Source organism: Natrinema pellirubrum DSM 15624 (genome assembly GCF_000230735.2).
In the GTDB taxonomy this organism is placed as follows: domain Archaea; phylum Halobacteriota; class Halobacteria; order Halobacteriales; family Natrialbaceae; genus Natrinema; species Natrinema pellirubrum.
Genome location: NC_019962.1, coordinates 2,190,347 through 2,213,461, shown reverse-complemented (window position 1 = coordinate 2,213,461; position 23,115 = coordinate 2,190,347). Strand labels below are relative to the sequence as shown.

The 23,115-nt window shown below is 63.4% G+C and carries 21 protein-coding genes, 1 tRNA gene and 3 rRNA genes; 16 read left to right on the top strand and 9 right to left on the bottom strand.

Annotated features, from left to right (window positions below; all coding sequences use genetic code 11):
- Positions 1-22: 22 nt before the first annotated feature.
- On the bottom strand, positions 23-1,087 hold the full coding sequence (gene trmB / locus NATPE_RS10670; protein ID WP_006180917.1) for an HTH-type sugar sensing transcriptional regulator TrmB: 1,065 nt from the start codon (positions 1,085-1,087) through the stop codon (positions 23-25).
- Positions 1,088-1,226: 139 nt separating this feature from the next.
- On the opposite strand from trmB, the gene NATPE_RS10665 reads away from it, so the two are divergent.
- Positions 1,227-2,234: a mechanosensitive ion channel family protein gene (locus NATPE_RS10665; RefSeq protein ID WP_006180918.1), complete on the top strand. Its 1,008-nt coding sequence runs from the start codon at positions 1,227-1,229 to the stop codon at positions 2,232-2,234.
- A 93-nt stretch (positions 2,235-2,327) separates the two neighbouring features.
- Entirely contained in the window at positions 2,328-2,768 is a 441-nt protein-coding gene (locus tag NATPE_RS10660) for a universal stress protein (RefSeq protein WP_049804875.1), read from the top strand.
- A gap of 22 nt (positions 2,769-2,790) precedes the next feature.
- On the opposite strand, the gene NATPE_RS10655 is transcribed toward NATPE_RS10660, so the two are convergent.
- Positions 2,791-3,201, bottom strand: a complete 411-nt coding sequence (locus tag NATPE_RS10655) for a universal stress protein (protein WP_006180920.1) — start codon at positions 3,199-3,201, stop codon at positions 2,791-2,793.
- 157 nt (positions 3,202-3,358) lie between these two features.
- Here NATPE_RS10655 and NATPE_RS10650 point away from each other — a divergent pair, with 157 nt between their 5' ends.
- Positions 3,359-3,598 carry a DUF5816 domain-containing protein gene (locus NATPE_RS10650; RefSeq protein ID WP_006180921.1) on the top strand — a complete coding sequence of 80 codons (240 nt, stop codon included), beginning with the start codon at positions 3,359-3,361 and terminating at the stop codon, positions 3,596-3,598.
- A 229-nt stretch (positions 3,599-3,827) separates the two neighbouring features.
- Complete coding sequence (locus NATPE_RS10645) at positions 3,828-4,136, top strand: DUF7116 family protein (RefSeq protein WP_006180922.1); 309 nt, start codon at positions 3,828-3,830, stop codon at positions 4,134-4,136.
- A 25-nt stretch (positions 4,137-4,161) separates the two neighbouring features.
- On the opposite strand, the gene NATPE_RS10640 is transcribed toward NATPE_RS10645, so the two are convergent.
- The gene (locus NATPE_RS10640; RefSeq protein WP_006180923.1) at positions 4,162-5,373 is read right to left on the bottom strand and encodes a pyridoxal-phosphate-dependent aminotransferase family protein; all 1,212 of its coding nucleotides are present in this window, start codon (positions 5,371-5,373) and stop codon (positions 4,162-4,164) included.
- A 209-nt stretch (positions 5,374-5,582) separates the two neighbouring features.
- On the opposite strand from NATPE_RS10640, the gene NATPE_RS10635 reads away from it, so the two are divergent.
- The 4 genes from NATPE_RS10635 (at position 5,583) to NATPE_RS10620 (ending at position 8,195) form a co-directional block, all read left to right on the top strand.
- A complete protein-coding gene (locus NATPE_RS10635) occupies positions 5,583-6,569 on the top strand; it encodes a metal-dependent hydrolase (protein WP_006180924.1) in 987 nt (328 codons plus the stop codon).
- 71 nt (positions 6,570-6,640) lie between these two features.
- Positions 6,641-7,258 carry a hypothetical protein gene (locus NATPE_RS10630; protein ID WP_015299037.1) on the top strand — a complete coding sequence of 206 codons (618 nt, stop codon included), beginning with the start codon at positions 6,641-6,643 and terminating at the stop codon, positions 7,256-7,258.
- The gene (locus NATPE_RS10625; protein ID WP_006180926.1) at positions 7,251-7,910 is read left to right on the top strand and encodes a hypothetical protein; all 660 of its coding nucleotides are present in this window, start codon (positions 7,251-7,253) and stop codon (positions 7,908-7,910) included. Before NATPE_RS10630 ends, NATPE_RS10625 begins: the two co-directional genes overlap by 8 nt.
- An 84-nt stretch (positions 7,911-7,994) precedes the next feature.
- Positions 7,995-8,195 carry a dodecin gene (locus tag NATPE_RS10620; RefSeq protein ID WP_006180927.1) on the top strand — a complete coding sequence of 67 codons (201 nt, stop codon included), beginning with the start codon at positions 7,995-7,997 and terminating at the stop codon, positions 8,193-8,195.
- 129 nt (positions 8,196-8,324) lie between these two features.
- On the opposite strand, the gene NATPE_RS10615 is transcribed toward NATPE_RS10620, so the two are convergent.
- The 4 genes from NATPE_RS10615 to NATPE_RS10600 all read right to left on the bottom strand — a co-directional run bounded on the left by NATPE_RS10615 (position 8,325) and on the right by NATPE_RS10600 (position 10,798).
- Entirely contained in the window at positions 8,325-8,699 is a 375-nt protein-coding gene (locus NATPE_RS10615; protein WP_006648667.1) for a HesB/IscA family protein, read from the bottom strand.
- A 162-nt stretch (positions 8,700-8,861) separates the two neighbouring features.
- Positions 8,862-9,071 (bottom strand): hypothetical protein, encoded by a 210-nt coding sequence (locus tag NATPE_RS10610; protein ID WP_006180929.1) that lies wholly within the window; start codon positions 9,069-9,071, stop codon positions 8,862-8,864.
- A 76-nt stretch (positions 9,072-9,147) separates the two neighbouring features.
- A complete protein-coding gene (hisD, locus tag NATPE_RS10605) occupies positions 9,148-10,437 on the bottom strand; it encodes a histidinol dehydrogenase (RefSeq protein ID WP_006180930.1) in 1,290 nt (429 codons plus the stop codon).
- 139 nt (positions 10,438-10,576) lie between these two features.
- The gene (locus tag NATPE_RS10600) at positions 10,577-10,798 is read right to left on the bottom strand and encodes a hypothetical protein (RefSeq protein WP_006180931.1); all 222 of its coding nucleotides are present in this window, start codon (positions 10,796-10,798) and stop codon (positions 10,577-10,579) included.
- Between the two features lie 225 nt (positions 10,799-11,023).
- Between NATPE_RS10600 and NATPE_RS10595 the strand changes: the two genes are divergently transcribed.
- From NATPE_RS10595 to rrf, 5 genes are all read left to right on the top strand, one after another.
- Positions 11,024-11,635, top strand: a complete 612-nt coding sequence (locus NATPE_RS10595) for a metal-dependent hydrolase (protein WP_006180932.1) — start codon at positions 11,024-11,026, stop codon at positions 11,633-11,635.
- Between the two features lie 726 nt (positions 11,636-12,361).
- Positions 12,362-13,834, top strand: a 16S ribosomal RNA gene (locus NATPE_RS10590).
- 134 nt (positions 13,835-13,968) lie between these two features.
- Positions 13,969-14,040 (top strand) — tRNA-Ala (locus NATPE_RS10585).
- Between the two features lie 224 nt (positions 14,041-14,264).
- Positions 14,265-17,186: ribosomal RNA gene (locus NATPE_RS10580) — 23S ribosomal RNA — on the top strand.
- 129 nt (positions 17,187-17,315) lie between these two features.
- A 5S ribosomal RNA gene (gene rrf / locus NATPE_RS10575) occupies positions 17,316-17,437 on the top strand.
- Together the 16S, 23S and 5S rRNA genes with 1 tRNA gene alongside form the textbook arrangement of a ribosomal RNA operon.
- 462 nt (positions 17,438-17,899) lie before the next feature.
- Here rrf and coxB read toward each other — a convergent pair.
- On the bottom strand, positions 17,900-18,667 hold the full coding sequence (coxB, locus tag NATPE_RS10570) for a cytochrome c oxidase subunit II (RefSeq protein WP_006180466.1): 768 nt from the start codon (positions 18,665-18,667) through the stop codon (positions 17,900-17,902).
- A 219-nt stretch (positions 18,668-18,886) separates the two neighbouring features.
- Between coxB and NATPE_RS10565 the strand changes: the two genes are divergently transcribed.
- The gene (locus NATPE_RS10565; RefSeq protein ID WP_006180467.1) at positions 18,887-21,169 is read left to right on the top strand and encodes a DUF6789 family protein; all 2,283 of its coding nucleotides are present in this window, start codon (positions 18,887-18,889) and stop codon (positions 21,167-21,169) included.
- Entirely contained in the window at positions 21,166-21,750 is a 585-nt protein-coding gene (locus NATPE_RS10560; protein ID WP_006180468.1) for a hypothetical protein, read from the top strand. Before NATPE_RS10565 ends, NATPE_RS10560 begins: the two co-directional genes overlap by 4 nt.
- Before the next feature lie 42 nt (positions 21,751-21,792).
- Here the strand turns inward: NATPE_RS10560 and NATPE_RS10555 are convergent, their stop codons facing one another.
- Positions 21,793-22,617 (bottom strand): manganese catalase family protein, encoded by an 825-nt coding sequence (locus NATPE_RS10555; RefSeq protein ID WP_006180469.1) that lies wholly within the window; start codon positions 22,615-22,617, stop codon positions 21,793-21,795.
- Positions 22,618-22,938: 321 nt separating this feature from the next.
- Here NATPE_RS10555 and NATPE_RS22695 point away from each other — a divergent pair, with 321 nt between their 5' ends.
- Positions 22,939-23,115, top strand: a complete 177-nt coding sequence (locus NATPE_RS22695) for a hypothetical protein (RefSeq protein WP_006180470.1) — start codon at positions 22,939-22,941, stop codon at positions 23,113-23,115.

Below are 23,115 nucleotides of genomic sequence, written 5' to 3'. Positions count from 1 at the left end.
TCGACAACCGCTCCCACACCGCTTAGTCGTCAAGCGTCGGCGGCTCGTCCCGGCCGATGTGGATCTCGTGGGCCTCGATGTCCTCGAGCGCGGCGACGCGACCGCCGACCGAGAGTTCCTCGCCGTCGGCCGTCTCGATCGTGAGGCTCGCGACTTCCTCGCTGATCTCGAAGGAGATATCGAGAACCCGACCGCGGACGACCCGCTGGCCGCCGACCTCGACGTCTCGGCCCTCGATGGTGGCGTAGAACTCACCGCCCTCGTCGATGAGATCTTTCACACACCGGCGGATCGAGGCGTACTTGCGGGGGTACGACCGCGCGGTGTCGTCCTCGCCGAGCGTCTCCTCGGCGGTCGTCCAGAGGACGGTTCCGAAAAAGCCCGAGACCAAAAAGCCAAGCGCCGAGCGGTTAAAGATGACGCCGTATCGGTCCTGATCGTCGCGCAGTGCGTCTTGGGTCGCGTAGACGGAGTAGTTGCCGTCGGCGACGGCGAGTACCGGTGTCGTGATCCCGCGTCGCGCGCGGGCGGTCGAGGCGACCTCACCGTAGGCGAACTCGGCGGGGTCGGGCGCTTCGCTGGCCGGTGTCACGATTAGGTCGACGCTGACGCCGGCGTCGACGGCCGCGCGCAAGTCCTCCTCGAACCGGGTCAGCAGGTCCGGCGTCAGCGACAGCGCGAGTTCGAACTCCGCGGCGTCGATGACCTCCTCGAGGTAGCGCAGGATCGTCGATCGGGACTTGACCAGGGAGACGGCCTCGGTGTCGCGGGCCGGCGCGGTGTATCGGGCCTCGAGTTCGTCGACCATCCGCTCGAGGGAGGTCTGGACGTCGTCGAAGGCCTCACCGGGATCGAGCGCGACGACTTTCATCGGGCGGGACTCGCGCAGTTCGACGAGTCCGCGGTCGCTGAGACTGCGCACGGTATCGTAGACTCGAGGCTGGGGGATCTCCGTCCGGTCGGCGATCTCGCTGGCCGTCAGCTGGCCCTGCTCTAACACGGTGAGATAGGCGTCGATCTCGTACTCGCCGAGGTTGAACCGGTCCCCGACGCGCTCGACGGTCGAGCGAAGCTCGTCTGGTGCCATACCGGCTCCTATGCTCCCAGTGATTAAATGATTTATTATACATCGAGTAGCACGCGTTTTCGAAATCGGGTTATTTGTAAATCGGTCGCACGGAGAGAGGGTCAGAACGCTTAACCACACCGCACCTGAGCGTGTTGGTATGCGCGCGGTCCTCCAGGGGAACGAGAGTACGGCGGCCGAGAACAGCACCACGGCAGCCGAGGAGCTTCAGGCGTTCCTCCCCGATATGGTCCCGCCGCGAGCGATCGAGATCGGCCTCGCGCTCGTCGTTCTCGTCGTCGGCTGGTATCTCTCGAAGCTCGCCGTCCGGATCGCCGGGCGGACGGTCGCTCGACGCATCGAGCGGCCCAGCGTCACTCGGACGGTACTTCGCGGTGTCAGGCTCACCGTCTTCCTCTGGGCGGCCGGCATCGCCGCCGGCATCATCGGCGTCGGCAACACCCAGATCCTCCTGTCGGTGACCGTTATCTCGGCCGTGATCGCGATCGTCCTCGCCCCGATCGCGGGCAGCTTGATCAACGGCTTCTACGTGCTGGCCGACCGGCCCTACGAGATCGGTGATATGATCGAAGTGACCGACGCGGGCCACCGCGGGTTCGTCGAGGACATCACGATCCGCTATACGAAGATCTTCACCCTGCAGAACACGTTCATCGTCATCCCCAACTCCGAGATTCACGCCCGCGACGTCGTCAACTACTCCGCCGAGGACGAGCGGACCCGCGTTTCCGTCGGCTTCGATATCACCTACGAGAGCGACCTCGAGGCGGCGCGCCGGGCCGCCGAGCGGGCCGCTCGGAACGTCGACGACGTCATCTCCGGCGGCCCCGATATCCGGATCGGCAGCGCCCGCTACGCCGCAGCGCCGTCCTGTTACGTCGACGAATACGGCGAGCATGGCGTCTCCCTCAAACTGTTGTTCTGGATGAAACACCCCTACAAGCAACTCGTCGTCCGATCGGCGGTCCAGGACGCCATTGGCGAGCGGTTCGCGGATCTCGACGTCGAGTTCGCCTACCCGCATCGCCATCACGTCTTCGACGACACCAGCGGTGTCGCACGCGTCGGCGTCATCGACAGCGAGCGACGGGCCCCGGATGCCCCGGCCGAAGCCGGCGACAGCCCCGCGGACCCGGCCGATCGGTGACGCCTCGGGGGTCGGTCTCGGTCCGGATCCGGGCTCCCGGTATCGTGGGGGTGATTTATGCCCTCCCCGATCCAAGTCGACAGTCACTCGACGATGTACGACGACATTCTCGTTCCCACCGACGGGAGCGACACGATTCCCGAGACGCTCGCACACGCACTGCCGATCGCCGCCGACAACGACGCGACGGTTCACGGTCTCTACGTCGTCGACAGTCGCGTCACCGCGGCCGCCGACGACGAGACCAGTACCGACCTCGAGCGCTCGCTCGAGGCGGAGGGTGAGGAGGCCGTCGCCGCCGTCGAGGAACGGGCGAGCGACGAGGGGCTCGAAACCGTCGGCGAGATACGACAGGGGACCCCGTCGAAGACGATCCTCGAGTACGCCGAGGAGCAGGGGATCGATCTGATCGTCATCGGAACCCGGGGCAAGAGCCCCCGCGAGAAGGTGACATCGCTGGGCAGCGTCTCCGAGCGGGTCGTCGACAACGCTTCGATCCCGGTGTTCGTCGTTCGGAACGCTGGCGAGGAGTAGCCCGGACGTACAACGGTTCGTATCAGGCCCGCGCGCTCTCGACCGTAATGACCTCGCAGTCGAGATGTGTCCGCAGATAGCTGTCGATATCCGGGTTGTCGGTAAAGCGCTGGAAGAGGCGCCGGAGTCGGCTGGCCTGTTTGGTCCCGACGACGACGACGTCGGCCTCTTCCGCACCGACCTCGTCGAGGATGCTTTCCTCGACGAGAAACCCCGTCCGGACGACGTACCGGGCGTTCTCGAGTCGCCCGAACGTACTCTCGACCGTGTTTTTCAGGTCGATCCGGCTCACTTTCTTCCCGTTCTGGTAGAGGTCGACGTGCAGGACCGTCAGCGCCGCGTCCCGGTCGCGCGCGACCTCGATCGCCCGCTCGAGCGTTCGCCGCGAGTGTTTCGACAGCGGATACCGAACGGGGACGACGACCAACGACATTAGACAACCGAAGGACACCCGGGCGGGTAAACCTTTCAGTACGGACAGTCTACACTGCGAACCAGTCCCATGGGGCTGGGGGTCGTCCCCGTTCGATCCCCGCGAGCCGGTCGGGCGGAGAGACAGTCATTTAGGGTGAGCGCGGCTATGTCCGACCATGCAATCCTGGTCGACCGACGACGGCAACACCGTCTTCGTGTCCGAGACGGACGGCGACAAGGGGTCGAAGGGCCCGTTTCTCGCCGCATACGAGTCGTCCGACTTCGAACGCCGGTACGGCTGGTTCTGTACGAACTGCGAGAGCTTCGACAACGCGATGGACGCGATGGGCCGTATCAAGTGCAATCAGTGTGGGAACTTCCGCAAGCCGACCGAGTGGGACGCTGCCCACGAATAGGATCGTGTGATCCCTCGAGGCCGGATTCGGACGGGGTTCTCCTCGAGATCGCGAAATCGCTGCAGGGGCCAATAGACGATTACTCGGCGAACGGCCGGCCGCTTTCGGTACGAACGAACCGAAAGAGCGGGATAGTTCCCGTTCGTTCGGAAGTAACCCCTCGTTCTTGTCACGTACTAACATTTATGGTGGATGCCGACATAGGTGGTATTGAATGGGTCCTGTTAACATGCGTCTCGTCGAGCAGGCCAGGTCGATCTTCGCAGAGCTGGGTTACACCGTCGAAGGCAACGGCCCCGAGTTCCGTGCCGAACGAGCATGGAAGGTCGTTCACGTCAACGCCGTCCTCGAGGCGGACGAACTTCCGACGTCGGCGTCGGGACAGTTCCACTGTTTCGTCGCTGAACCGGACGACGCCGACGACCTCGAGGCACGACTCGAGCGGACGAACCCGAACTACGAGTGGGCCATCATCGTCGTCGACGGAGAGGACTATCAGGTCGAACGAGCGCCACCAGGACCGCGAGTAACAGCGTAGAACAGCCGACGACCGCGGCTGCGGCCTATTTTTCGAGCGCGTTACGTGTCGCAGTGACGCCTGCGCCCGGATCGACGTCTGCGCCCATCGACTCGAGGACGTCGCCAAGCGCCGTCACGACGTAGATCACGTTCTCGGGCCGTGCGGAGTGGCCCATGCAGCCGATCCGGAAAATATCGCCGGCGAGATCGCCCAGCCCGCCGGCGATCTCGAGATCGTACTGTTCGAGCAAGGCGTCACAGACCGCGCCGTCGTCGATGCCCTCGGGGACGCGGACGGCGTTGAGACTCGGCAGCCAGTACTCGTCGGGGGCGTTCATCTCAAGCCCCATCGCCTCGACGCCGGCCTTCAGCGCGCCGGCCAGTCGCTCGTGGCGGGCCCAGCGCTCCTCGATGCCCTCCTCGGCGACCAGCCGCAGGGCCTCCCGGATCGCGTAGACGTTCGTGATCGGGGCGGTGTGGTGATACGCGCGCTCCTCGCCCCAGTAGCCCTCGAGCAGGGAGAGATCGAGATACCACGAGCGAGGATCCTCGTCGCGCGAGAGGACCTTCTCCATGGCCTCGTCCGAGAGGGTCAGCGGGCTCGCGCCCGGCGGACAGGAGAGACACTTCTGGGGTCCCGAGTACGCGACGTCGATGCCCCACTCGTCGACTCGCAACTCGACGCCGCCAAGGGAGGTGACGGTGTCGGCGATGACTAGGGCGTCGTGGTCGTGGGCCGCGGCGGTCAGTTCCGGGACGTCGGGCTGGAGGACGCCCGTACTCGTCTCGGCGTGGACGAACCCGAAGACGTCGGGGTCGTGTTCGGCCAGCGCGTCCGCGACGTCGTCGGGCTCGAGCGGCTCGCCCCACGGTGCCGATACCTCGACGACCTCGCCGCCCGCACGTTGGGCCATCGAGGCCATTCGGCCACCGAAGTAGCCGTTGGTCGGCACGAGCATGGTGTCGCCGGGTTCGACGACGTTGCCGATTGCGGCCTCCATCGCCGCGGAGCCGGTCCCCGAAACCGGAATCGTCCACTGGTTGTCCGTCCGGAACGTATAGCGCAACAGCTCCTGGACCTCGTCCATGATCTCGACGAAGGAGGGATCGAGGTGGCCGACCAGCGGCGTACTCATCGCCCGAAGGACCCGCGGGTTCACGTCGCTCGGCCCGGGCCCCATCAGGGTCCGGTCTGGGGGTGTGAGTTCGCCGACGGATGGCGCGCGATCCGCCTCGTTCGACGGTGTCTGAGCCATGGGCGTGTGCTCGCCGGCCACTCGCAAAGACCTACCGGCAGCGGCGAATTACAGGTCCTCGTGCGGCCGAATCGACGCCGGTCTCGGTATCGTGGTTTCGTTCGCGAACGCGGCCGTATCCCGACATTTCCGCCACCGACCATAACCCGTGGTACCGTCCAGCGTGGCTGCGAGCCGTTTAAGCCGACTCACCGCATAGGCGACATATCATGTTCGTCGGTCACGCGCTCCTCGCGTTCGCCGTCGCGGCGCTCGTCGCCGACTGGCGAGGCTGGGCCCCCCAACGAGCGCTCCTCGTTGGGGCTATCGCCGGCGCGTTCGCCACGATCCCCGACATCGACGTCGCGTACGCGCTCGTGGGCCTGCTCGAGTGGCAGGCCGGCGACGGCGCGCTCGGCGCGTCGACGGCGTTCTGGGACGCCAGCCGCGGCGTCCACCGTTCGGTCACCCACTCGCTGGTCGTCGGCGCGGTCGCCGCACCGGCCTTCGGCCTGCTTGCCGTCCGCGGCTACTCCCCTCGCGTGCGACTCGTTCGGTCGGTCGGGATCGCCGTCCTCGCGGCACTCGTCGCTATCGCGTTCGTCTGGGGGGGCCCCATCGCCGCACTCGTTACGGGACTGTTCGCTGTCAGCGGCGGGCTCGTTTCCCGGACGATCGCCCGTCGCTCGAGGGTGTCGCCGGCGACGGTCGGTCTCGCCGCGCTCTGGGGACTCTGGTCGCATCCGTGGGGCGACCTCGCGACCGGCTCACCGCCCGACTGGTTTTTCCCCTTCGACGCCGCCGTCCTCGAGTCGCGACTCGTCCTCCATCCCGACCCGACGTTGCACCTGCTCGGTGCGTTCGCCATCGAACTCGCGACGATCTGGCTCGCGGCCGCCGTCCTCTGTCGGCTCACCGATCGCTCGGTCGTCGCCACTGTCAACCGCCGGGCCGCCGTCGGCGTCGCCTACGGTCTCGCCGCGCTCGCGGTGACGCCGCCGACGCTCGAGGTGTCTTACCACTTCGTCTTCTCGATCCTCGGCGTCGGTCTCGTCTGTGGCGCCATCAGGGAGACGCCGACTTCCACCACGGTCGCGAGCGTTCGGGGTCTGCCCGAACTCGAGACGCTACTCGAGGCCGGGGTGACTGCGCTGGCGGCCGTCACCGTTGCGCTCGTGGCCTACTCGTCAGTCTATCTGTTTGCCATCGCACCGTAGTGCTGGGCCGCAGCCTTCGTTTCAGTGTGGGACAAAATATGCTTTTGTGAGAGTAGACGCTACGGACCACTGTGTCGCAGGCTTCACTTGAGGGGTTGCTCGCGGACGGGCGATCGAACGCAGCGATCGCGTGGATGCTGGTCGCCGCGATCGCGAGCATCGGTATCGGTGCGCTGATAACTGGCGGCGTTCTCTGGATGACGTTCGCGGCGGTCCTCGTGGCGCTTGCGATTATCCCACCCGTCGCTTTTCGATCTCCCCTGATCATGCTCCCCTGGGAGGTCCTCCTGTTGGCGGCGTTGCCGGTCCTCGGTGTCGCGTTCGGTGCCGACCGGCTAATGGGACACGTCACGTCCTACCTCTCGGTCGCGGCCATCGCGCTCGTCCTCACCGTCGAACTGCAGGCGTTTACTACCGTGCGGATGACGCCCAGCTTCGCCGTCGTCTTCGTCGTGGTCGCGACGATGGCCGCCGCTGCCCTCTGGGCTCTCCTTCGGTGGAGCGCCGCCGGTGTCCTGGGCGTTCCGTTCACAGCCGACCACGACGACGTGATGTGGGAGTTCGTCTATTCGGCCATCAGCGGCCTCGGAGCCGGTCTCGTCTTCGAACTCTACTTCAGACGGCTCGGACGTGCCGACCGGACTCGACTCGTCGACGACGTCCCGATCGGTGGAGGTGACGATGACTAGCCTCGCTGACATCGTTCCCTCTCGGAAGCGGCAACGCCAGCTCACCTACCTCATGGAGATCGGGCTGATCGGTATGCTGTTCATCGGCATCGAACGTGGTAACGGCGGCATCGTCATCAACACCGGTGTCGCCCTGCTCGTCACGCAACTGCCGCCACTGCTCGAGCGCGACTACGAGATTCCGATGGATCCGCGGCTCACGCTGTGGATCACGACCGCCGTCTTCCTGCATGCTTTCGGTACCGTAGGGCTTCCCGGCGCGACCGCGACGCTCTACAGCCAGATCTGGTGGTGGGATCATCTGACCCACGCGCTGTCGGCCTCGTTGGTCGCCGGCGTGGGGTATGCCACCGTTCGCGCGTTCGACGAACACGCCCAGGGAGTCCACCTCCCACAGCGGTTCATTGCGGTGTTTATCCTCCTTTTCGTCATCGCGTTCGGCGTCCTCTGGGAGATCCTCGAGTTCGCGATCGCGCTGGCTGCCGAGGCGCTCGGTACCAGAGCCGTCCTCACCCAGTACGGGCTCGAGGACACGATGCTCGATTTCGTTTTCAACTCCATCGGTGCGCTCATCGTCGCGACGTGGGGCGGTGCGTACCTCTCGAACGTCACCAGCGCGATTCGAGAGCGGTTCGACTCGCGGGCCGACTGAAACCGCCGATCCGGCCGCCCGTCTTTCACTCAGTCCGAACCGACGCCGTGTTTTACGTCGGTACGCGCCGTAGATCACGAGGCCATGGTCTTCAAAAAGATCACGCTGATCGGTACCAGCCCCGAGAGTTTCGACGCCGCCGCGGACGACGCCATCGACCGCGCGGAGGCAACGCTGCAGAACGTCCAGTGGATCGAGGTCGACGAACTCGGCGTCGAAGTCGCCAGCGCCGACGACCGCGAGTACCAGGCCGAAGTCACCGTCGCCTTCGAACTCGAGGAGTAAGCCGGGAGAACGCTCGACGCCTCGTGTCGTCACTCCGTCCTCGAGGCGTTCTCCGACGTGACCGGCAGCTGTCGGCCGTCGGTCGTCGGAAAATCCGGTGGAACCTGGGACGCGATGAACCGCAGTCGCTTACGTCCGGAACGATTCGCCACAGCCGCATTCGCTGACGACGTTCGGGTTGTCGACGTGGAACCCCTCGGCCTGCAGCCCGTCCTCGTAATCGAGGACGCTGCCCTCGATGTATTTGAGGCTCGCGGGGTCGACGAACACGCGCAGGTCGTGGTGTTCGTAGATCGTATCGTCTTCGTCGGGTTCATCGTCGAACCGCATCCCGTAGGAAAGACCCGCACAGCCGCCCTGCTGGACGAACAGCCGAAGTCCGGCCTCGGTCACGTCCAGCCCCTCGCCCTCGAGCAGCGAGAGGGCCTGCTCGGCGGCGGCTTCCGTGACTTCGATCTCCGGCTGCGTCTCCGCGGTCCCACCATCCATACTGTCCGTACTCATACCCATCCCTTTCGGCGCGACGATGTTAACTGTGACGCCGTGTCGAGCCGAACGAACTAGCTGATTCTGGTTATATCGGCGCGGACAGTTACGATCGTCGCTACCGAACCGGTTTACGATACCGCCGCCCGATCAGGCGTACAACGAGGTCCAAGAGCCACGCTAACAGCTCGCCCGCCGGAGCGAGCGATACCACGTGCCGAACTGTCGCCTGTCGTTGCGCGAGAGTTCGATGTCGTGTGCTGCGAGCAACTCGAGCATCCGCGCCACGTCGCAGTCGTACCACAGCGAGAGGAGCCGCACGTTTCGCTGTGCGTAGTCGTAGTTACGCTCGAGGACGCGCCCGTCCAGCGGGTCGACATGCGGTTCCATCTCGGTTCCTACTCGGACCTCCAGCCACGTAAAACCAGCTCAGCGTTCCGCACACTGTGACTCGGGGCGGTTGGCGCTATTCGCCTGCGTCGTCCTCGAGTCGAGTCCGAACGCTCTCGGCGTGGGCCTCGAGCCCCTCGGCGTCGGCAAGCGTGGTGATCGTCTCGCCGAGGTCGGCCAGCCCCTCGCCGGAAAGGCGCTGGACCGTCGTCGACCGGAGGAACGTCTCGACCGAGAGCCCGCCGCTGACGCGTGCCCCACCGTTCGTCGGCAGCACGTGGTTCGTCCCGCTGGCGTAGTCGCCGGCAGCCACGGGCGTGTTCGGCCCGAGGAAGACGCTACCCGCGCTGTCGATGCGCTCGAGGAGCGACTCGTCGTCGGCGATGATCGAGAGGTGTTCGGGCGCGTACTCCTCGGTGAAGAGGATCGCCTCGCTCATCGATCGGGCGTGTAACACGCCGCTGGCCTCGTTTTCGAGTGCAGCCCGAATCACGTCTTCGCGCTCGCGCTCGCCCACGCGCTCGTCGACGGCGGCGGCGACGGCCTCGGCGGTCGCTGCGTCGTCGGTGACTGCCACGACCGAGGCGTTCGGGTCGTGTTCGGCCTGCGCGAGCAGTTCCGCGGCGACGAGGTCCGGGTCGGCCGTCTCGTCGGCGACCACGACTACTTCGCTCGGCCCCGCGAGGAAGTCGATCTCGACGTCGCCCCGAACTTCGGCCTTGGCCGCCGTCACCCACTTGTTGCCCGGCCCGACGATCTTCTGGACGCTCGTGATCGACTCGGTGCCGTAGGCCAGTCCCGCGACCGCCTGTGCGCCGCCGACGCTGTAGACCGCGTCCGCGCCCGCGGCGTGGATCGCGGCCAACGTCACCGGATTCAGCTCGTCGGCCGGCGGCGTCACGACCGAGACGTGATCGACGCCGGCCACGACTGCTGGTACGACCCCCATGATCGCGCTCGAAGGGTAGGCCGCCGACCCGCCGGGGACGTAGACGCCGACCCGCTCGAGCGGCCGGAATCGCCGCCCCAGCTCCCGCCCGGTGTCGAACTCCCGTCGCCAGTCCTCGGGCAGTTGTGCCTCGTGGAACTCGCGGACGTTCGCGGCGGCCGTCTCGATCGCCGATCGAACCCCATCGTCGATCTCGTCGTAGGCCCGTTCGCAGTCGTCGGTGATCTCGAGGTTCCCGACTTCGACGCCGTCGAACTCGCTTGTGAACTCACGGACGGCGACGTCGCCCTCGGTACGGACCCGGTCGACGATGTCTCGGACTGGTTCTCTGACTCCCTCGATACCGGCGTCGCGCTCGAAGAAGGCCACGCGATCGTCCGGCCCGAGGTCGGCGATGGCCTGCACGTCGATTGTCATGACGTTGGGTTCGTGGGGCGGGCGAAAAACGGTTTCCTTCCGGACAGCCACTCGCCGGTCGTCGCTCCTCCGGCGAACCGCATCGACGACTCGTACGACGATTTTCGGCCGTCCGTCGGTCTACGGACCCGTTGTCGTCTCACGCGTCGGGGTTTTCGATCTCCCAGAGGCCGACGTAATCCAGGGTCGCCCGTACGAAGAGGTAGACGAGGAGAACGAAGCCGACGACCGCGATCGGTGCCTGCAGCAGTTCGGCCGTCTCCACGCTGAGGACGATCCGACTGATCCCCCGGACGAAGAAGCTCAGGACCACGAGGCCCAGCGCAATGACCGCGAGTTTGACGAATCCCGATCGATCCATGTGTCACCGTACGACCACGGGTGCTAAATTATGTCGGTATTCGCACGCTCGCACGGGCGCGCGACTAAGCCTATCCCCACGACGCTCCCGGTAATCTCATCTTTCTCGACCCATGGGGTTGCCGCTCGAGTCGCGAGCCGTCGGCCGGCCCGGTTCTCCTCGCACCGGGATTCCGTACGTGCAGGGGCCGTATAACTATTCGCCGCCCACGCTACCGTACGGCCAATGTGGCCGTGGGAACACGCGATAATCGGTTATCTCTCGTATTCGCTGGTCTGTCACCTCGTCTTTCGAACCTCCCCCGGTGGACCCGATGCCTTCGCCGTCGTCTTCGCATCGGTCCTGCCGGACCTGATCGACAAACCGCTCGCGTGGGAGTTCGGTGTCTTCGAGGCCGGCTATGCGATCGGTCACTCGCTGTTCTTCGCCGTCCCCCTCTCGATCCTCGTGGGAACGATCGCCCGCCGTGTCGGCCACCCCCGGATCGCGTTCGCGTTCCCGATCGGCTACTTCCTGCATCTCCCGGGAGACATCCTGTATTCCTACGCCAGTGAGGGGGTCGTCTACGTTGAGATCGTCCTCTGGCCGATCGCAGTCGTTCCTGGGGACTCCGCTCGGCGGGGGTTCTTCGAGGCGTTCGAGCTGCTGTTCGGGCGGTACGTACAGACGTTGCTCACCGGTGACGTGTCGACGTACGTCTGGATCCAGTTCGGTCTCGCCGGGCTCGCGTTTCTCGTGTGGCTCTCCGACGGACTGCCCGTTCTCCGTGATCTCTGGATCGGCTGCAGACGGATCGCTCGCACGCTGGTCGGCTCGAATCGGACGACTCGCGAGTGATGGACCCATCGACGATCGATACCGCCGTCGATGACAGCCGCCGACTCGGCCCGTAGCGGGATCGACCGTCCGTCGTTCACATCCGAATCCGACCGTCCGCGTGACTGTCCAACGTAGCCCATCGTCTCCTCGAGACGACGGCCTTATATGTTCACCCGGCTTCGACAGTAATGCGAACAACGTGGCGCTCGCCGCCGCGTCTTCCGGCCGCATTCCGGCACGGAAGGAGTATACGTATCCGTCCCTCGTCGAGCGGACGATCCGCTCGCTCTCGAGGGCATTCGGATTCCCGTGATCGACGTCGAGCAGTCGGCGTCAGAGGACGATGGCCTTATATACTTCAGGCTCGTCCCGAATTACACGCGGAAGTCCCCGCCGGGTGTGGTTTCCGGCGTGGCAGTGATCCGATGCCCTTATATGTACGAGGGCGTTGGGATACGAACGCGAAAGACGATGTGGTCGGCGGGCCGTTCAACTCGGTCCGTCATCTCGGATGGTTCGAACCCGAAGGGGTTATGTACCCCGGACGGTCTACGAATACATCCGAAGGAAATGAGGATTCCACCCCTGCGGTCCGCCGTACAGATGGGATCTGATGTTAGCCTTGGTAGTTCGGTGACGCTCGATCGGTCAGACGACCGGCGTCAGCGAACGTGGACCCATGTGTGAGTGTGTACCAACATTCACCGCCAAACAGACCCTCCCCAGCTGGGGAGATCAGATAGCATTCCGGTTGATCCTGCCGGAGGTCATTGCTATTGGAGTCCGATTTAGCCATGCTAGTTGCACGAGTTTAGACTCGTAGCAGATAGCTCAGTAACACGTGGCCAAACTACCCTATGGATCCGAATAACCTCGGGAAACTGAGGCTAATTCGGAATACGATTCATCACCTAGAGTGGTGTGAATCCGAAACGCTCCGGCGCCATAGGATGTGGCTGCGGCCGATTAGGTAGACGGTGGGGTAACGGCCCACCGTGCCCATAATCGGTACGGGTTGTGAGAGCAAGAGCCCGGAGACGGTATCTGAGACAAGATACCGGGCCCTACGGGGCGCAGCAGGCGCGAAACCTTTACACTGCACGAAAGTGCGATAAGGGGACTCCAAGTGCGAGGGCATATAGTCCTCGCTTTTTGCGACCGTAAGGTGGTCGCGGAATAAGTGCTGGGCAAGACCGGTGCCAGCCGCCGCGGTAATACCGGCAGCACGAGTGATGACCGCTATTATTGGGCCTAAAGCGTCCGTAGCTGGCCGTGCAAGTCCATCGGGAAATCCGCGCGCTTAACGCGCGGGCGTCCGGTGGAAACTGCATGGCTTGGGACCGGAAGACCAGAGGGGTACGTCCGGGGTAGGAGTGAAATCCCGTAATCCTGGACGGACCACCGGTGGCGAAAGCGCCTCTGGAAGACGGATCCGACGGTGAGGGACGAAAGCTCGGGTCACGAACCGGATTAGATACCCGGGTAGTCCGAGCTGTAAACGATGTCTGCTAGGTGTGGCACAGGCTACGAGCCTGTGCTGTGCCGCAGGGAAGCCGTGAAGCAGACCGCCTGGGAAGTACGTCCGCAAGGATGAAACTTAAAGGAATTGGCGGGGGAGCACTACAACCGGAGGAGCCTGCGGTTTAATTGGACTCAACGCCGGACATCTCACCAGCATCGACAATGTGCAGTGAAAGTCAGGTTGATGACCTTACTGGAGCCATTGAGAGGAGGTGCATGGCCGCCGTCAGCTCGTACCGTGAGGCGTCCTGTTAAGTCAGGCAACGAGCGAGACCCGCACTCCTAATTGCCAGCAACACCTAGCGGTGGTTGGGTACATTAGGAGGACTGCCAGTGCCAAACTGGAGGAAGGAACGGGCAACGGTAGGTCAGTATGCCCCGAATGTGCTGGGCGACACGCGGGCTACAATGGCCGAGACAGTGGGATGCAACCCCGAAAGGGGGCGCTAATCTCCGAAACTCGGTCGTAGTTCGGATTGAGGGCTGAAACTCGCCCTCATGAAGCTGGATTCGGTAGTAATCGCGCCTCAGAAGGGCGCGGTGAATACGTCCCTGCTCCTTGCACACACCGCCCGTCAAAGCACCCGAGTGGGGTCCGGATGAGGCCGACGCAACGTCGGTCGAATCTGGGCTCCGCAAGGGGGCTTAAGTCGTAACAAGGTAGCCGTAGGGGAATCTGCGGCTGGATCACCTCCACAGACCGGGACCGGGGCGCTGCCCCGGCCCACCTTCGCGGTTTCACGTTCGATCGACCCACGTTGTGGCCGATCGGGCACCTTTGAACTACCAAGGCTAACGCTTCACGCTCTGTCCGCCCTTGTGGCGGACGTGGGCCCATAGCTCAGTGGTAGAGTGCCTCCTTTGCAAGGAGGATGCCCAGGGTTCGAATCCCTGTGGGTCCATGTCTCGGAGGAAATCACGGATCGTGCCCCTTAAGTGGGGGACGACCCGAGGATTGAATCCGAACGAACCGATGCACCACCCCGCGCAAGTGCGGGTGGGAAGGGTTAATGCAGGCCGGCCGTCTACCGGCGTGCAGATGAGACCGTGTGTACGTGTAGTCCAGGCGTCCACTGGACCCGTTCCCGGGTCACGATGTTGCGACTCTGTCGCAACGCCGATCCGATGAACGTGGCTACTGTGCCAGCTGGTGGATCGCTCGGCTTGAGAGCTGAAGAAGGACGTGCCAAGCTGCGATAAGCCCAAGGGAGCCGCACGGAGGCAAAGAACTTGGGATCTCCGAATGGGAATCCCCACCGCAATTGCTTCGCGCAATGGGGAACGTCGAGAATTGAAACATCTTAGTATCGACAGGAAAAGAAAGCAAACGCGATGTCGTTAGTAATGGCGAATAAACGCGACACAGTCCAAACCGAAGCCTTCACGGGCAATGTGGTGTTCGGACTGACGATCACTTCCCGAACGGCGACGCGAAGTCTCTTGGAATAGAGTACGAAACAGGGTGACAGTCCCGTACCGTCGACAAGTAAGGAACGAGTCAGCTCCAGAGTATCGGGGGTTGGATATCCCTCGTGAATATCGCGGGCATCGACCGCGAAGACTAAACACTCCTCAAGACCGATAGCGAACAAGTAGCGTGAGCGAACGCTGAAAAGCACCCCACGAAGGGAGGTGCAATAGGGCGTGAAATCAGTTGGCGATGGAGCGACAGGGCACACAAGGTCCCGGACAAAATGAATCAGGTGCGAACCTGTAGTAAGAAGTTTGGGAAGCCGGTGTTCTGTCGTACGTTTTGAAAAACGAACCAGGGAGTGTGCCTGTTTGACGAGTCTAACTCGATCATCGAGGAAGGCGAAGGGAAACCGACATGGCCGCAGTGCTTTGCACGAGGGCCGCCGTGTTCAAGCGCGGGGAGTCAAACGGGCACGACCCGAAACCGGACGATCTAGGCGTGGGCAAGGCGAAGCGTGCCGAAAGGCACGTGGAGGCCTGTTAGAGTTGGTGTCCTACAATACCCTCTCGTGACCTACGTCTAGGGGTGAAAGGCCCATCGAGTCCGGAAACAGCTGGTTCCAACCGAAACATGTCGAAGCATGACCTCTGCCGAGATAGTTCATGGGGTAGAGCGACGGATTGGGGGATCGCACTCCGAGAGGAGTGTGCCCCCCTGTCCAACTCCGAACCTATGAACGTCGTTTGACGCAGGGAGTCCGGTGCACGGGGTAAGCCTGTGTACCGTGAGGGAGACAACCCAGAGCTGGGTTAAGGTCCCCAAGTGTAGACTAAGTGCGATCGAAGGTGGTCTCAAGCCCTAGACAGCCGGGAGGTGAGCTTAGAAGCAGCTACCCTCTAAGAAAAGCGTAACAGCTTACCGGCCGAGGTTTGAGGCGCCCAAAATGATCGGGGCTCAAGTCTACCACCGAGACCTAGCAGCACCACTGATACTGGTGATCTCGTAGGTTGGCGTTCTGTTCGGGTGGAAGCACGGTCGAGAGATCGTGTGGACCGTTCAGTAACGAAAATCCTGGTCATAGTAGCAGCGTTAGTCGGGTTAGAACCCCGACGGCCGAACGAGTAAGGGTTCCTCAGCAATGCTGATCAGCTGAGGGTTAGCCGGTCCTAAGTCAGCCCGTAAGTCGAAGCTGACAACAGGGAAATAGGTTAATATTCCTATGCCAGTGTGTACTCAAAGCCAACGCTTTGGGGCCGCCTCTGCCGGGCTTTCGCCCGGTCGAACTATCGAAGTTCGTGGAAGCCGTAATGGCACGAAGCGACCGAATGATAGGATAGCGCAAGAGAGGTCAACCTAGAGCCCGTGAAAAGGCAAACACACTGTCCGTACCGAGATCCGACACAGGTACTCGTGGCGGCGAAAGCCAAGGTCTGTCGGGAGCAACCGACGTTAGGGAATTCGGCAAGTTAGTCCCGTACGTTCGCAATAAGGGATGCCTGCCCTGCAATGGGGCAGGTCGCAGTGACTCGGGCGCTCCGACTGTCTAGTAACAACATAGGTGACCGCAAATCCGTAAGGACTCGTACGGTCACTGAATCCTGCCCAGTGCAGGTATCTGAACACCCCGTACAAGGGGACGAAGGACCTGTTAACGGCGGGGGTAACTATGACCCTCTTAAGGTAGCGTAGTACCTTGCCGCTTCAGTAGCGGCTTGCATGAATGGATCAACGAGAGCGCCACTGTCCCAACGTTGGGCCCGGTGAACTGTACGTTCCAGTGCGGAGTCTGGAGACCCCCAAGGGGAAGCGAAGACCCTATAGAGCTTTACTGCAGGCTGTCACTGAGACGTGGTCGCCATTGTGCAGCATAGGTAGGAGCCGCTACACAGGTACCCGCGCTAGCGGGCCACCGAGGCAGCATTGAAATACTACCCGATGGTGACTGCGACTCTCACTCCTGGCGGAGGACACTGGTAGCCGGGCAGTTTGACTGGGGCGGTACGCGCCTGAAAAGATATCGGGCGCGCCCCAAGATTTCCTCATCCGCGTCGGAGACGCGGAAAAGAGCGCAAGAGCAAACGGAAGTCTGACAGTGTCCGGCACAACGACGGACGCTGACGCGAAAGCGTGGTCTAGCGAACCAATTAGGCTGCTTGATGCGGCCAATTGCTGACAGAAAAGCTACCTTAGGGATAACAGAGTCGTCACCCGCAAGAGCACATATCGACCGGGTGGCTTGCTACCTCGATGTCGGTTCCCTCCATCCTGCCCGTGCAGAAGCGGGCAAGGGTGAGGTTGTTCGCCTATTAAAGGAGGTCGTGAGCTGGGTTTAGACCGTCGTGAGACAGGTCGGCTGCTATCTATTGGGGGTGTTACGGTATCTGACGGGAACGTTCGTATAGTACGAGAGGAACTACGAATGGGTGCCACTCGTGTACCGGCTGTCCGAAAGGGCACGTGCCGGGCAGCGACGCACCACGGGGTAAGAGCTGAACGCATCTAAGCTCGAAACCCACCTGAAAAAGAGATACCACCGAGGCCACTCGTAGAAGACGAGATCGATAGACTCGGGGTGTACGCACCAAGGCAACGAGGTGTTGAGCCCGCGAGAACTAATCGGCCAAGCCACACACTCATACACTACATCGCATTGGATCCGTGACGCGCGAACGGGTCCGGACGCAAACTGGACTACACGTACACTCGGTCTTGGAGAGACCACCGATATTGGCATGATCGCGGTTCGATTCCGTGAATCGGCGTTACGGCGGCCATAGCGGCGAGGTGCCTCCCGTACCCATCCCGAACACGGAAGATAAGCTCGCCTGCGTTTCGGTCAGTACTGGAGTGGGCGACCCTCTGGGAAATCTGATTCGCCGCCACCATTCATACTTTCATCCAACCTCGAACAGCCACTGCCAGCCAGTGGCTGCTCGGGGTTTTCTGCATTTATGAGAAACCGAGACGGTTCCGATACTTCGATCGGTGCTATTAGAAACCGGGTAGCTACTGCACTGGACTGAGTACCGAACATTGATTCCCGCCTATTCCATGCCCGATCTTTCCTGCATTCGGTAGCGAAGGATCTCAGTAGTAGTGGAAATGTCGCCCGGAACACTAACGTCCAGCCTCATCCCGTGGCGGCGTGCCGCGTCGGCTGGCTAACCCTCGTGCCGGGCGGAAGGACTCGAGGAGCCCTCCAGTAACTGACTGTCGCGTGCCCGGGTTCGCCGTGCTGTCATCGCACCCGAAACGGGTTTGCTCGGACGGGGACTGAAGGCACGCACCGGACCTATGGGCGTGACCCGTTTAACTCTTGTAGCTCGGTCCCGTCCGCGAACGGAGGGTCAACCGGGGTCGGGTGCGTCCGTGATGGTGCCCTCGTTCGCTGCCAGCCATTCGTCGTAGGTGTCGCGCTCGACGACGACGATGGAGCCGTCCATCCGGGAGTGGCCGGCCCCACAGAACTCGGCACAGACGGCGTCGTAGCGGCCGGGTTCGGAGACGGTCGTACGGGCGCGAGTATAGTCGCCCGGGAAGGCGTCCTGTTTGACACCCAGATCGGGGACGAAAAGCGAGTGGACGACGTCGTCGCTGGTGAGCCAGAACGTGACGTCCGTATCGGCAGGGATCACGATCTCGGATTCGGTCGTGACGTTGGCCTCTGGGTAGGTGGCCTGCCACTCCCACTGGTAGCCCCGGATGTGAACCTCTTCGTCGTCGGTGTCGGGGAGGTCCGCGAACGAGTCGAACCCGTCCTGACTGGTGTCCTCGCCTTCGAGGGCCTGCGACGGGGAGACGTAGGGGTTGACGAGGACGCTGTAGCCCGAGAGGCCGACGAACAGGAGGATGAGCGCGGTCGCAACGGTCCAGGTGATCTCGAGGGCGGGGTCCTCGGTGGTCGGTTGGGGATCGTCGTTGTCGTGGAACTTGACGGCCGCGTAGACGAGGATCAGGAGGACGAAGAGCGTGAGCGGCAGGGCGACGTAGAGCAGTTGGTACTCGAGGCCGTCGATGAGGTCACGGTTTTCGGATTGGGCGGCGACCGTACCCATCGAGAGAAGCAGCGAGAGCGCCGCGACGACGAGCGCGACGAGCGTGCGTCGACGGTCCATTGGCGGAGGTTCGACGACCGGCGGGATATACGGCCTTCGTGGTTCGGTGAACTGTCACGACCGCGTAGTGGTCGTAAGCGACGAATACTCCCAAACGGCGTATCACGGGCGGTGACAGTCAGGGAAACGCCGGCCCATATTTATTGGAACCGATGGTGAGGCCACCGCTATGTGCGGCCGAGAGCGGGGCGCTCGAGCGATGGGGGGTGACCGGTGGCGATGAACCGAGCGCTCGCGGAGGTGTCGCTGTTCGGCCTCGTCCTCGCGGGCTGTCTGCTGACGGTCGCGCTCGCCCGCCGGTGGCGAGCGGAAGCGTCGCCGGACGGCGGGTACGTCCGGGAGCAGCGGCGACGGCTTTCGCTGGCCGACGCGAAGGCGGCGGCCGTTCGGTGGACGACGACGACCAATCATCGCGAGATCGGACTGCTCTACATCGCGTTCGGTACCGTCGCGGCGATCTGGGGCGGGATCGACGGGATGATGATCCGGACGCATCTGCTGACGCCCGAGGCGACTCTCTGGACGGAGGGGACGTACAACGAACTGTTCACGATGCACGGGCTCACGATGCTGATTTTCTTCGTGACGCCGGTGTTTTTCGGGATCGGGAACTACTTCCTGCCGCTGTTGATCGGGGCCGACGACATGGCGTTTCCGCGGCTCAACGCCGTCGGGTTCTGGCTGTTGCCGCCGTCGCTGTTGCTCGCGCGGTTCGGAATCATCGCCGAGGTGACGGGGGCGCTACTCGCGGTCGTGGTCCCGGCGGACCGGTTGTCGGTCTTGCTCGCGTTCAAGGAGCCGGCGATCGGCTGGACGGTGTATCCGCCCTTGTCGCTGGCACCGAACCCGCAGACGAACTTCCTGCTGCTAGGACTGCATCTGAGCGGGATCGCGACCACGATCGGCGCGCTCAACTTCATCACGACGGTCGTCTACGAGCGCGACGAGTCGATCGGGTGGGCGAACCTCGATATCTTTTCGTGGAATATGCTCGTTACGAGTGCGATCGTCATCTTCGCGTTCCCGTTGCTCGGCACCGCCCTGTTGATGCTGTTGTTCGATCGGAACTTCGGGACGACCTTCTTCGCGGTCGAGGGCGGGGGACCGATCCTCTGGCAACACCTATTCTGGTTTTGGGGTCATCCGGAGGTGTACATCATCTTCCTCCCTGCGACTGGGCTGATGAGTCTGATCTTGCCGAAGTTCGTCGGCCGCAAGCTGTTCGGGTTCAAGTTCATCGTCTACTCGACGATCGCCATCGGCGTCCTCTCCTTTGGCGTTTGGGCCCACCACATGTTCGTCACCGGCGTCGACCCTCGAGTCCGGGCGAGTTTCATGGCGACGTCGATCGCCATCGCCGTCCCCAGCGCGATCAAGGTTTTCAACTGGATCACGACGATGTGGAACGGTGACGTCCGACTGGCCGCGCCGACGATCCTTTGTGTCGGTTCGATCGGCCTGTTCATCGTCGGCGGCGTCACCGGTATCTTTCTCGCGGTGATCCCGATCGACGTGGTCTATCACGGCACCTACTACGTCGTCGGTCACTTCCATCTCATCCTCATGGGGATCATCCCGCTCATGATGTTCGCCGCCAGCTACTACTGGTATCCCCTGCTTACGGGTCGGATGTACGACCGCCGACTCGCGATCTTCCAGTCGTCGCTTTTGGTCGTCGGGTCCGCGCTCACCTTCATGACGCTGATGGCGCTCGGTTTCCTCGAGTTGCCCCGCCGCTATGCGACCTATCCGGCCGAGTACTCGGGGCTGCAGGTCGTCGCGACGGTCGGTGCCTTCCTCATCGGCATCAGCGTCCTCATGTGGCTGTACAACATGCTCTGGTCGTACTTCCAGGGAACGCCGGTCGAGACGGCGGACCCCTGGGACCTGAAAGCGACCGAGCAGTTCACCCCCGAGTGGCAGTGGTTCGAGGACCGCCTCGAGCGCGAGCGCGGCGTCCCGCCCAGCGAACCCGAAGAGGTCCGGCCGTCGTACGTTCCGGCGCAGGGGGAGCGCCCGCTGTCGCTGTACGGCCGGATCGTCCCGGTGGCAAAGCGGGTGGCGAACGACGCCGGGACGGGCGCGGCCGGTGGGTTCGTCGGCACGATGTTGTTGACGGGTACCCTTCTCGTGGCAGTCGCCTTGGGATCGTTCGACCTCGAGGCGTTCGCGACGCTGGCGACGTTCGTCGGGCTGCCGGCGAACCTCGCGCTCGGCTACGGTCTGTTCCTCCTCGGGGGGATGACGGTCTGGCCGCTGCTCTTTCTCTCGCTGGGCGAGTACCTGCCCGGCGAGTTGACCCTGGTGACGGGGCTGTGGTACGCGACGGTCATTGCCTCGGGCTTCGCGCTTGCTTTCTACACCGGACAGTCCGGCCTCGAGTTGGTGACGTACGTCCTGTTCGTGATCGTCGCCCACTGGGTCTACGGGCTGGGTCTGGCCGGGACGATCGCGGTCTTGGGCGGCCGCCAGCGCCGTCCGTCGACGGGGGACGACGGATGAGTGCGGACGACGAGCGGGCGGTCGACACGACGGAGTCCTCTGCCGCCGACGGGACAGGGCCGCTCGAGCCCACGGCGGCCGCGGAGTCGCTGGTGTTGACCTACGCTGTGCCCTTTCTCGGTGTCGTCCTGATCGCAGTAGGGCTGCCGCTGGCGATCGTCGGCGGCTACGTCGTGGTCCAGGACGGAATCGGACTCTGCGGCGAGCCAACGATCTCGGCGACGCCAGTCGACGAACGCGAGGGTCCACCCACGACCGTCGAGGAACTGCCCGCCGCGGCGCTTTCGACGGCCGAACAGCGGGCCCTCGAGGAAGCGATCGATAGCCCGCTTCGGGAGGCGAAAGTCGACGGCGAGATGCGAAACCGGGCGGCGCTGCTCGAGGGGGCGATCGTCGAGTACGAAGGGGAACGGTACTACGTCCAGATCACGTCCCAAAACACGTGTCTCGAGGTCGCGCCGCTTTTGTTCCCGATCGGGGCGATCGCGATCCTGATCGGAATCGTGGGTGTGTTGACGCCGCCGATCTATCGGAAGATGGCCGGCTTCGAGGAGCGGGTCGGCCGCGACCGGTCGGACTGAGGTGACTCTCGCGTTCGGCGGCGGTCGCGCGGCGGGGCGGCGCTACTGATCCGTCCGGTTCGGGTCGTCGTTTGTCATCGGATCCGGATCGGGGGCGGCGACGTCGCCGTCACCCGGCTGCTCGGCGGCATAGGAGAACTGGCCTTTCCCGTCGGGAGCCTCGCCTTCCGTCCAGGGGTGGCCGGGATCGGGCTGTTCCTCACGGCGGGTCGACATGAACGTGTAGTTGACGTCCTGATTCTCCTGTTCTTGCGGGAAGCTTGCGGGAACTGGAACCGGATCGTCGAGCGTCTCGAGGGCCTCGAGCCACTGGTTCTGGTGCATCGTATCCCGGGCGATGAGATAGGAGAGCATGTCCTTCATCCCGGGGTCGTCGGTGTAGTTCCAGAGTCGCGTCGCGAGGGTACGGCCGGTCGCCTCGGCCATCACGTTCGCGTAGAGGTCGCCGGCGAGGTTTCCGGAGGCGACGATGTAGTTGCCGGTAAAGGGCGCGCCGTTGCTGTCGACCGGCATCGCCGACTCGCCCGCCGAGAGGAACTGTCGCGGGCCCTGCGCGGTCATCGACTCGGCCATGTCTGCGGTCTCTCGGACCTCCTCGCTCATGCTCTTGGTGGCCCCTCTGAGGTTCTTCGTGACTGCCGTCGCGAGCATCTCGATGTGGCCGAGTTCCTCCGCGGCAGTTTCCATCAGCAGGTTCCGATATTCCTCGTGCTGTTCCGGCACCGCCCACGCCTGAAACATGTACTGGAGCGCGACGCGCATCTCGCCTTCCTGTCCGCCGATCGCTTGCTGGAGGAGCTTCGCGAAGTGGGGGTCCGGTTCTTCGACGGTGACCTCGTACTGGAGTTCCGGTTCTTGGAAGAACATCCACTGGTCCTGCCCACGACCGAGGTGATAAACCACTGTTACGAGCGGTACTGAACGTGTAACCGGCTGGTAACTAATCGAGACGAACCATTCGGCTGGCATGGCAGACGGATCGAAGGCGGCAATCTCGAGCCCTGCCTCGTCGCCGACTCGCCGCGGGGAGATCGCTCGAGACTCAGTGTCGGGGGGCGACATGGTCGTGAACTCGCCGGGCCCGAGTCCCGATACGCGTTCCTCGAGACGACGCGGTCCCCCGTCACGGAACAGCGGCCGGGGTTTTTCAACGGTGGCTGTGGTACGGTTCGTCGCGAGGTGACCCTGGTGGGTAATCCCGATGACAAACACAGGGCCGCCGCGACGTGCACGCGTTGCGGGGAGATCGGAATCGTACAGGTCTGGCCCGACGGAACGCTTCAACCGCTCGGCCAGTCGGACTTCTGTGACTGTCCCTCGTCGACGCTCCGGGTCCTCGAGACCGACATTGACGACCGTCCCTAG

Excerpts from the sequence above, each read along its gene's own strand:
- NATPE_RS10565 (WP_006180467.1), top strand. The coding sequence starts at position 18,887 with ATGAACCGAGCGCTCGCGGAGGTGTCGCTGTTCGGCCTCGTCCTCGCG.
- coxB (WP_006180466.1), bottom strand. The coding sequence starts at position 18,667 with ATGGACCGTCGACGCACGCTCGTCGCGCTCGTCGTCGCGGCGCTCTCG.
- hisD (WP_006180930.1), bottom strand. The coding sequence starts at position 10,437 with ATGACAATCGACGTGCAGGCCATCGCCGACCTCGGGCCGGACGATCGC.
- trmB (WP_006180917.1), bottom strand. The coding sequence starts at position 1,087 with ATGGCACCAGACGAGCTTCGCTCGACCGTCGAGCGCGTCGGGGACCGG.
- NATPE_RS10665 (WP_006180918.1), top strand. The coding sequence starts at position 1,227 with ATGCGCGCGGTCCTCCAGGGGAACGAGAGTACGGCGGCCGAGAACAGC.
- NATPE_RS10640 (WP_006180923.1), bottom strand. The coding sequence starts at position 5,373 with ATGGCTCAGACACCGTCGAACGAGGCGGATCGCGCGCCATCCGTCGGC.
- NATPE_RS10655 (WP_006180920.1), bottom strand. The coding sequence starts at position 3,201 with ATGTCGTTGGTCGTCGTCCCCGTTCGGTATCCGCTGTCGAAACACTCG.
- NATPE_RS10625 (WP_006180926.1), top strand. The coding sequence starts at position 7,251 with ATGACTAGCCTCGCTGACATCGTTCCCTCTCGGAAGCGGCAACGCCAG.
- NATPE_RS10610 (WP_006180929.1), bottom strand. The coding sequence starts at position 9,071 with ATGGAACCGCATGTCGACCCGCTGGACGGGCGCGTCCTCGAGCGTAAC.
- NATPE_RS10645 (WP_006180922.1), top strand. The coding sequence starts at position 3,828 with ATGCGTCTCGTCGAGCAGGCCAGGTCGATCTTCGCAGAGCTGGGTTAC.
- NATPE_RS10560 (WP_006180468.1), top strand. The coding sequence starts at position 21,166 with ATGAGTGCGGACGACGAGCGGGCGGTCGACACGACGGAGTCCTCTGCC.
- NATPE_RS10660 (WP_049804875.1), top strand. The coding sequence starts at position 2,328 with ATGTACGACGACATTCTCGTTCCCACCGACGGGAGCGACACGATTCCC.
- NATPE_RS10615 (WP_006648667.1), bottom strand. The coding sequence starts at position 8,699 with ATGAGTACGGACAGTATGGATGGTGGGACCGCGGAGACGCAGCCGGAG.
- NATPE_RS10555 (WP_006180469.1), bottom strand. The coding sequence starts at position 22,617 with ATGTTCTTCCAAGAACCGGAACTCCAGTACGAGGTCACCGTCGAAGAA.
- NATPE_RS10650 (WP_006180921.1), top strand. The coding sequence starts at position 3,359 with ATGCAATCCTGGTCGACCGACGACGGCAACACCGTCTTCGTGTCCGAG.
- NATPE_RS10595 (WP_006180932.1), top strand. The coding sequence starts at position 11,024 with ATGTGGCCGTGGGAACACGCGATAATCGGTTATCTCTCGTATTCGCTG.
- NATPE_RS10600 (WP_006180931.1), bottom strand. The coding sequence starts at position 10,798 with ATGGATCGATCGGGATTCGTCAAACTCGCGGTCATTGCGCTGGGCCTC.
- NATPE_RS10620 (WP_006180927.1), top strand. The coding sequence starts at position 7,995 with ATGGTCTTCAAAAAGATCACGCTGATCGGTACCAGCCCCGAGAGTTTC.
- NATPE_RS10635 (WP_006180924.1), top strand. The coding sequence starts at position 5,583 with ATGTTCGTCGGTCACGCGCTCCTCGCGTTCGCCGTCGCGGCGCTCGTC.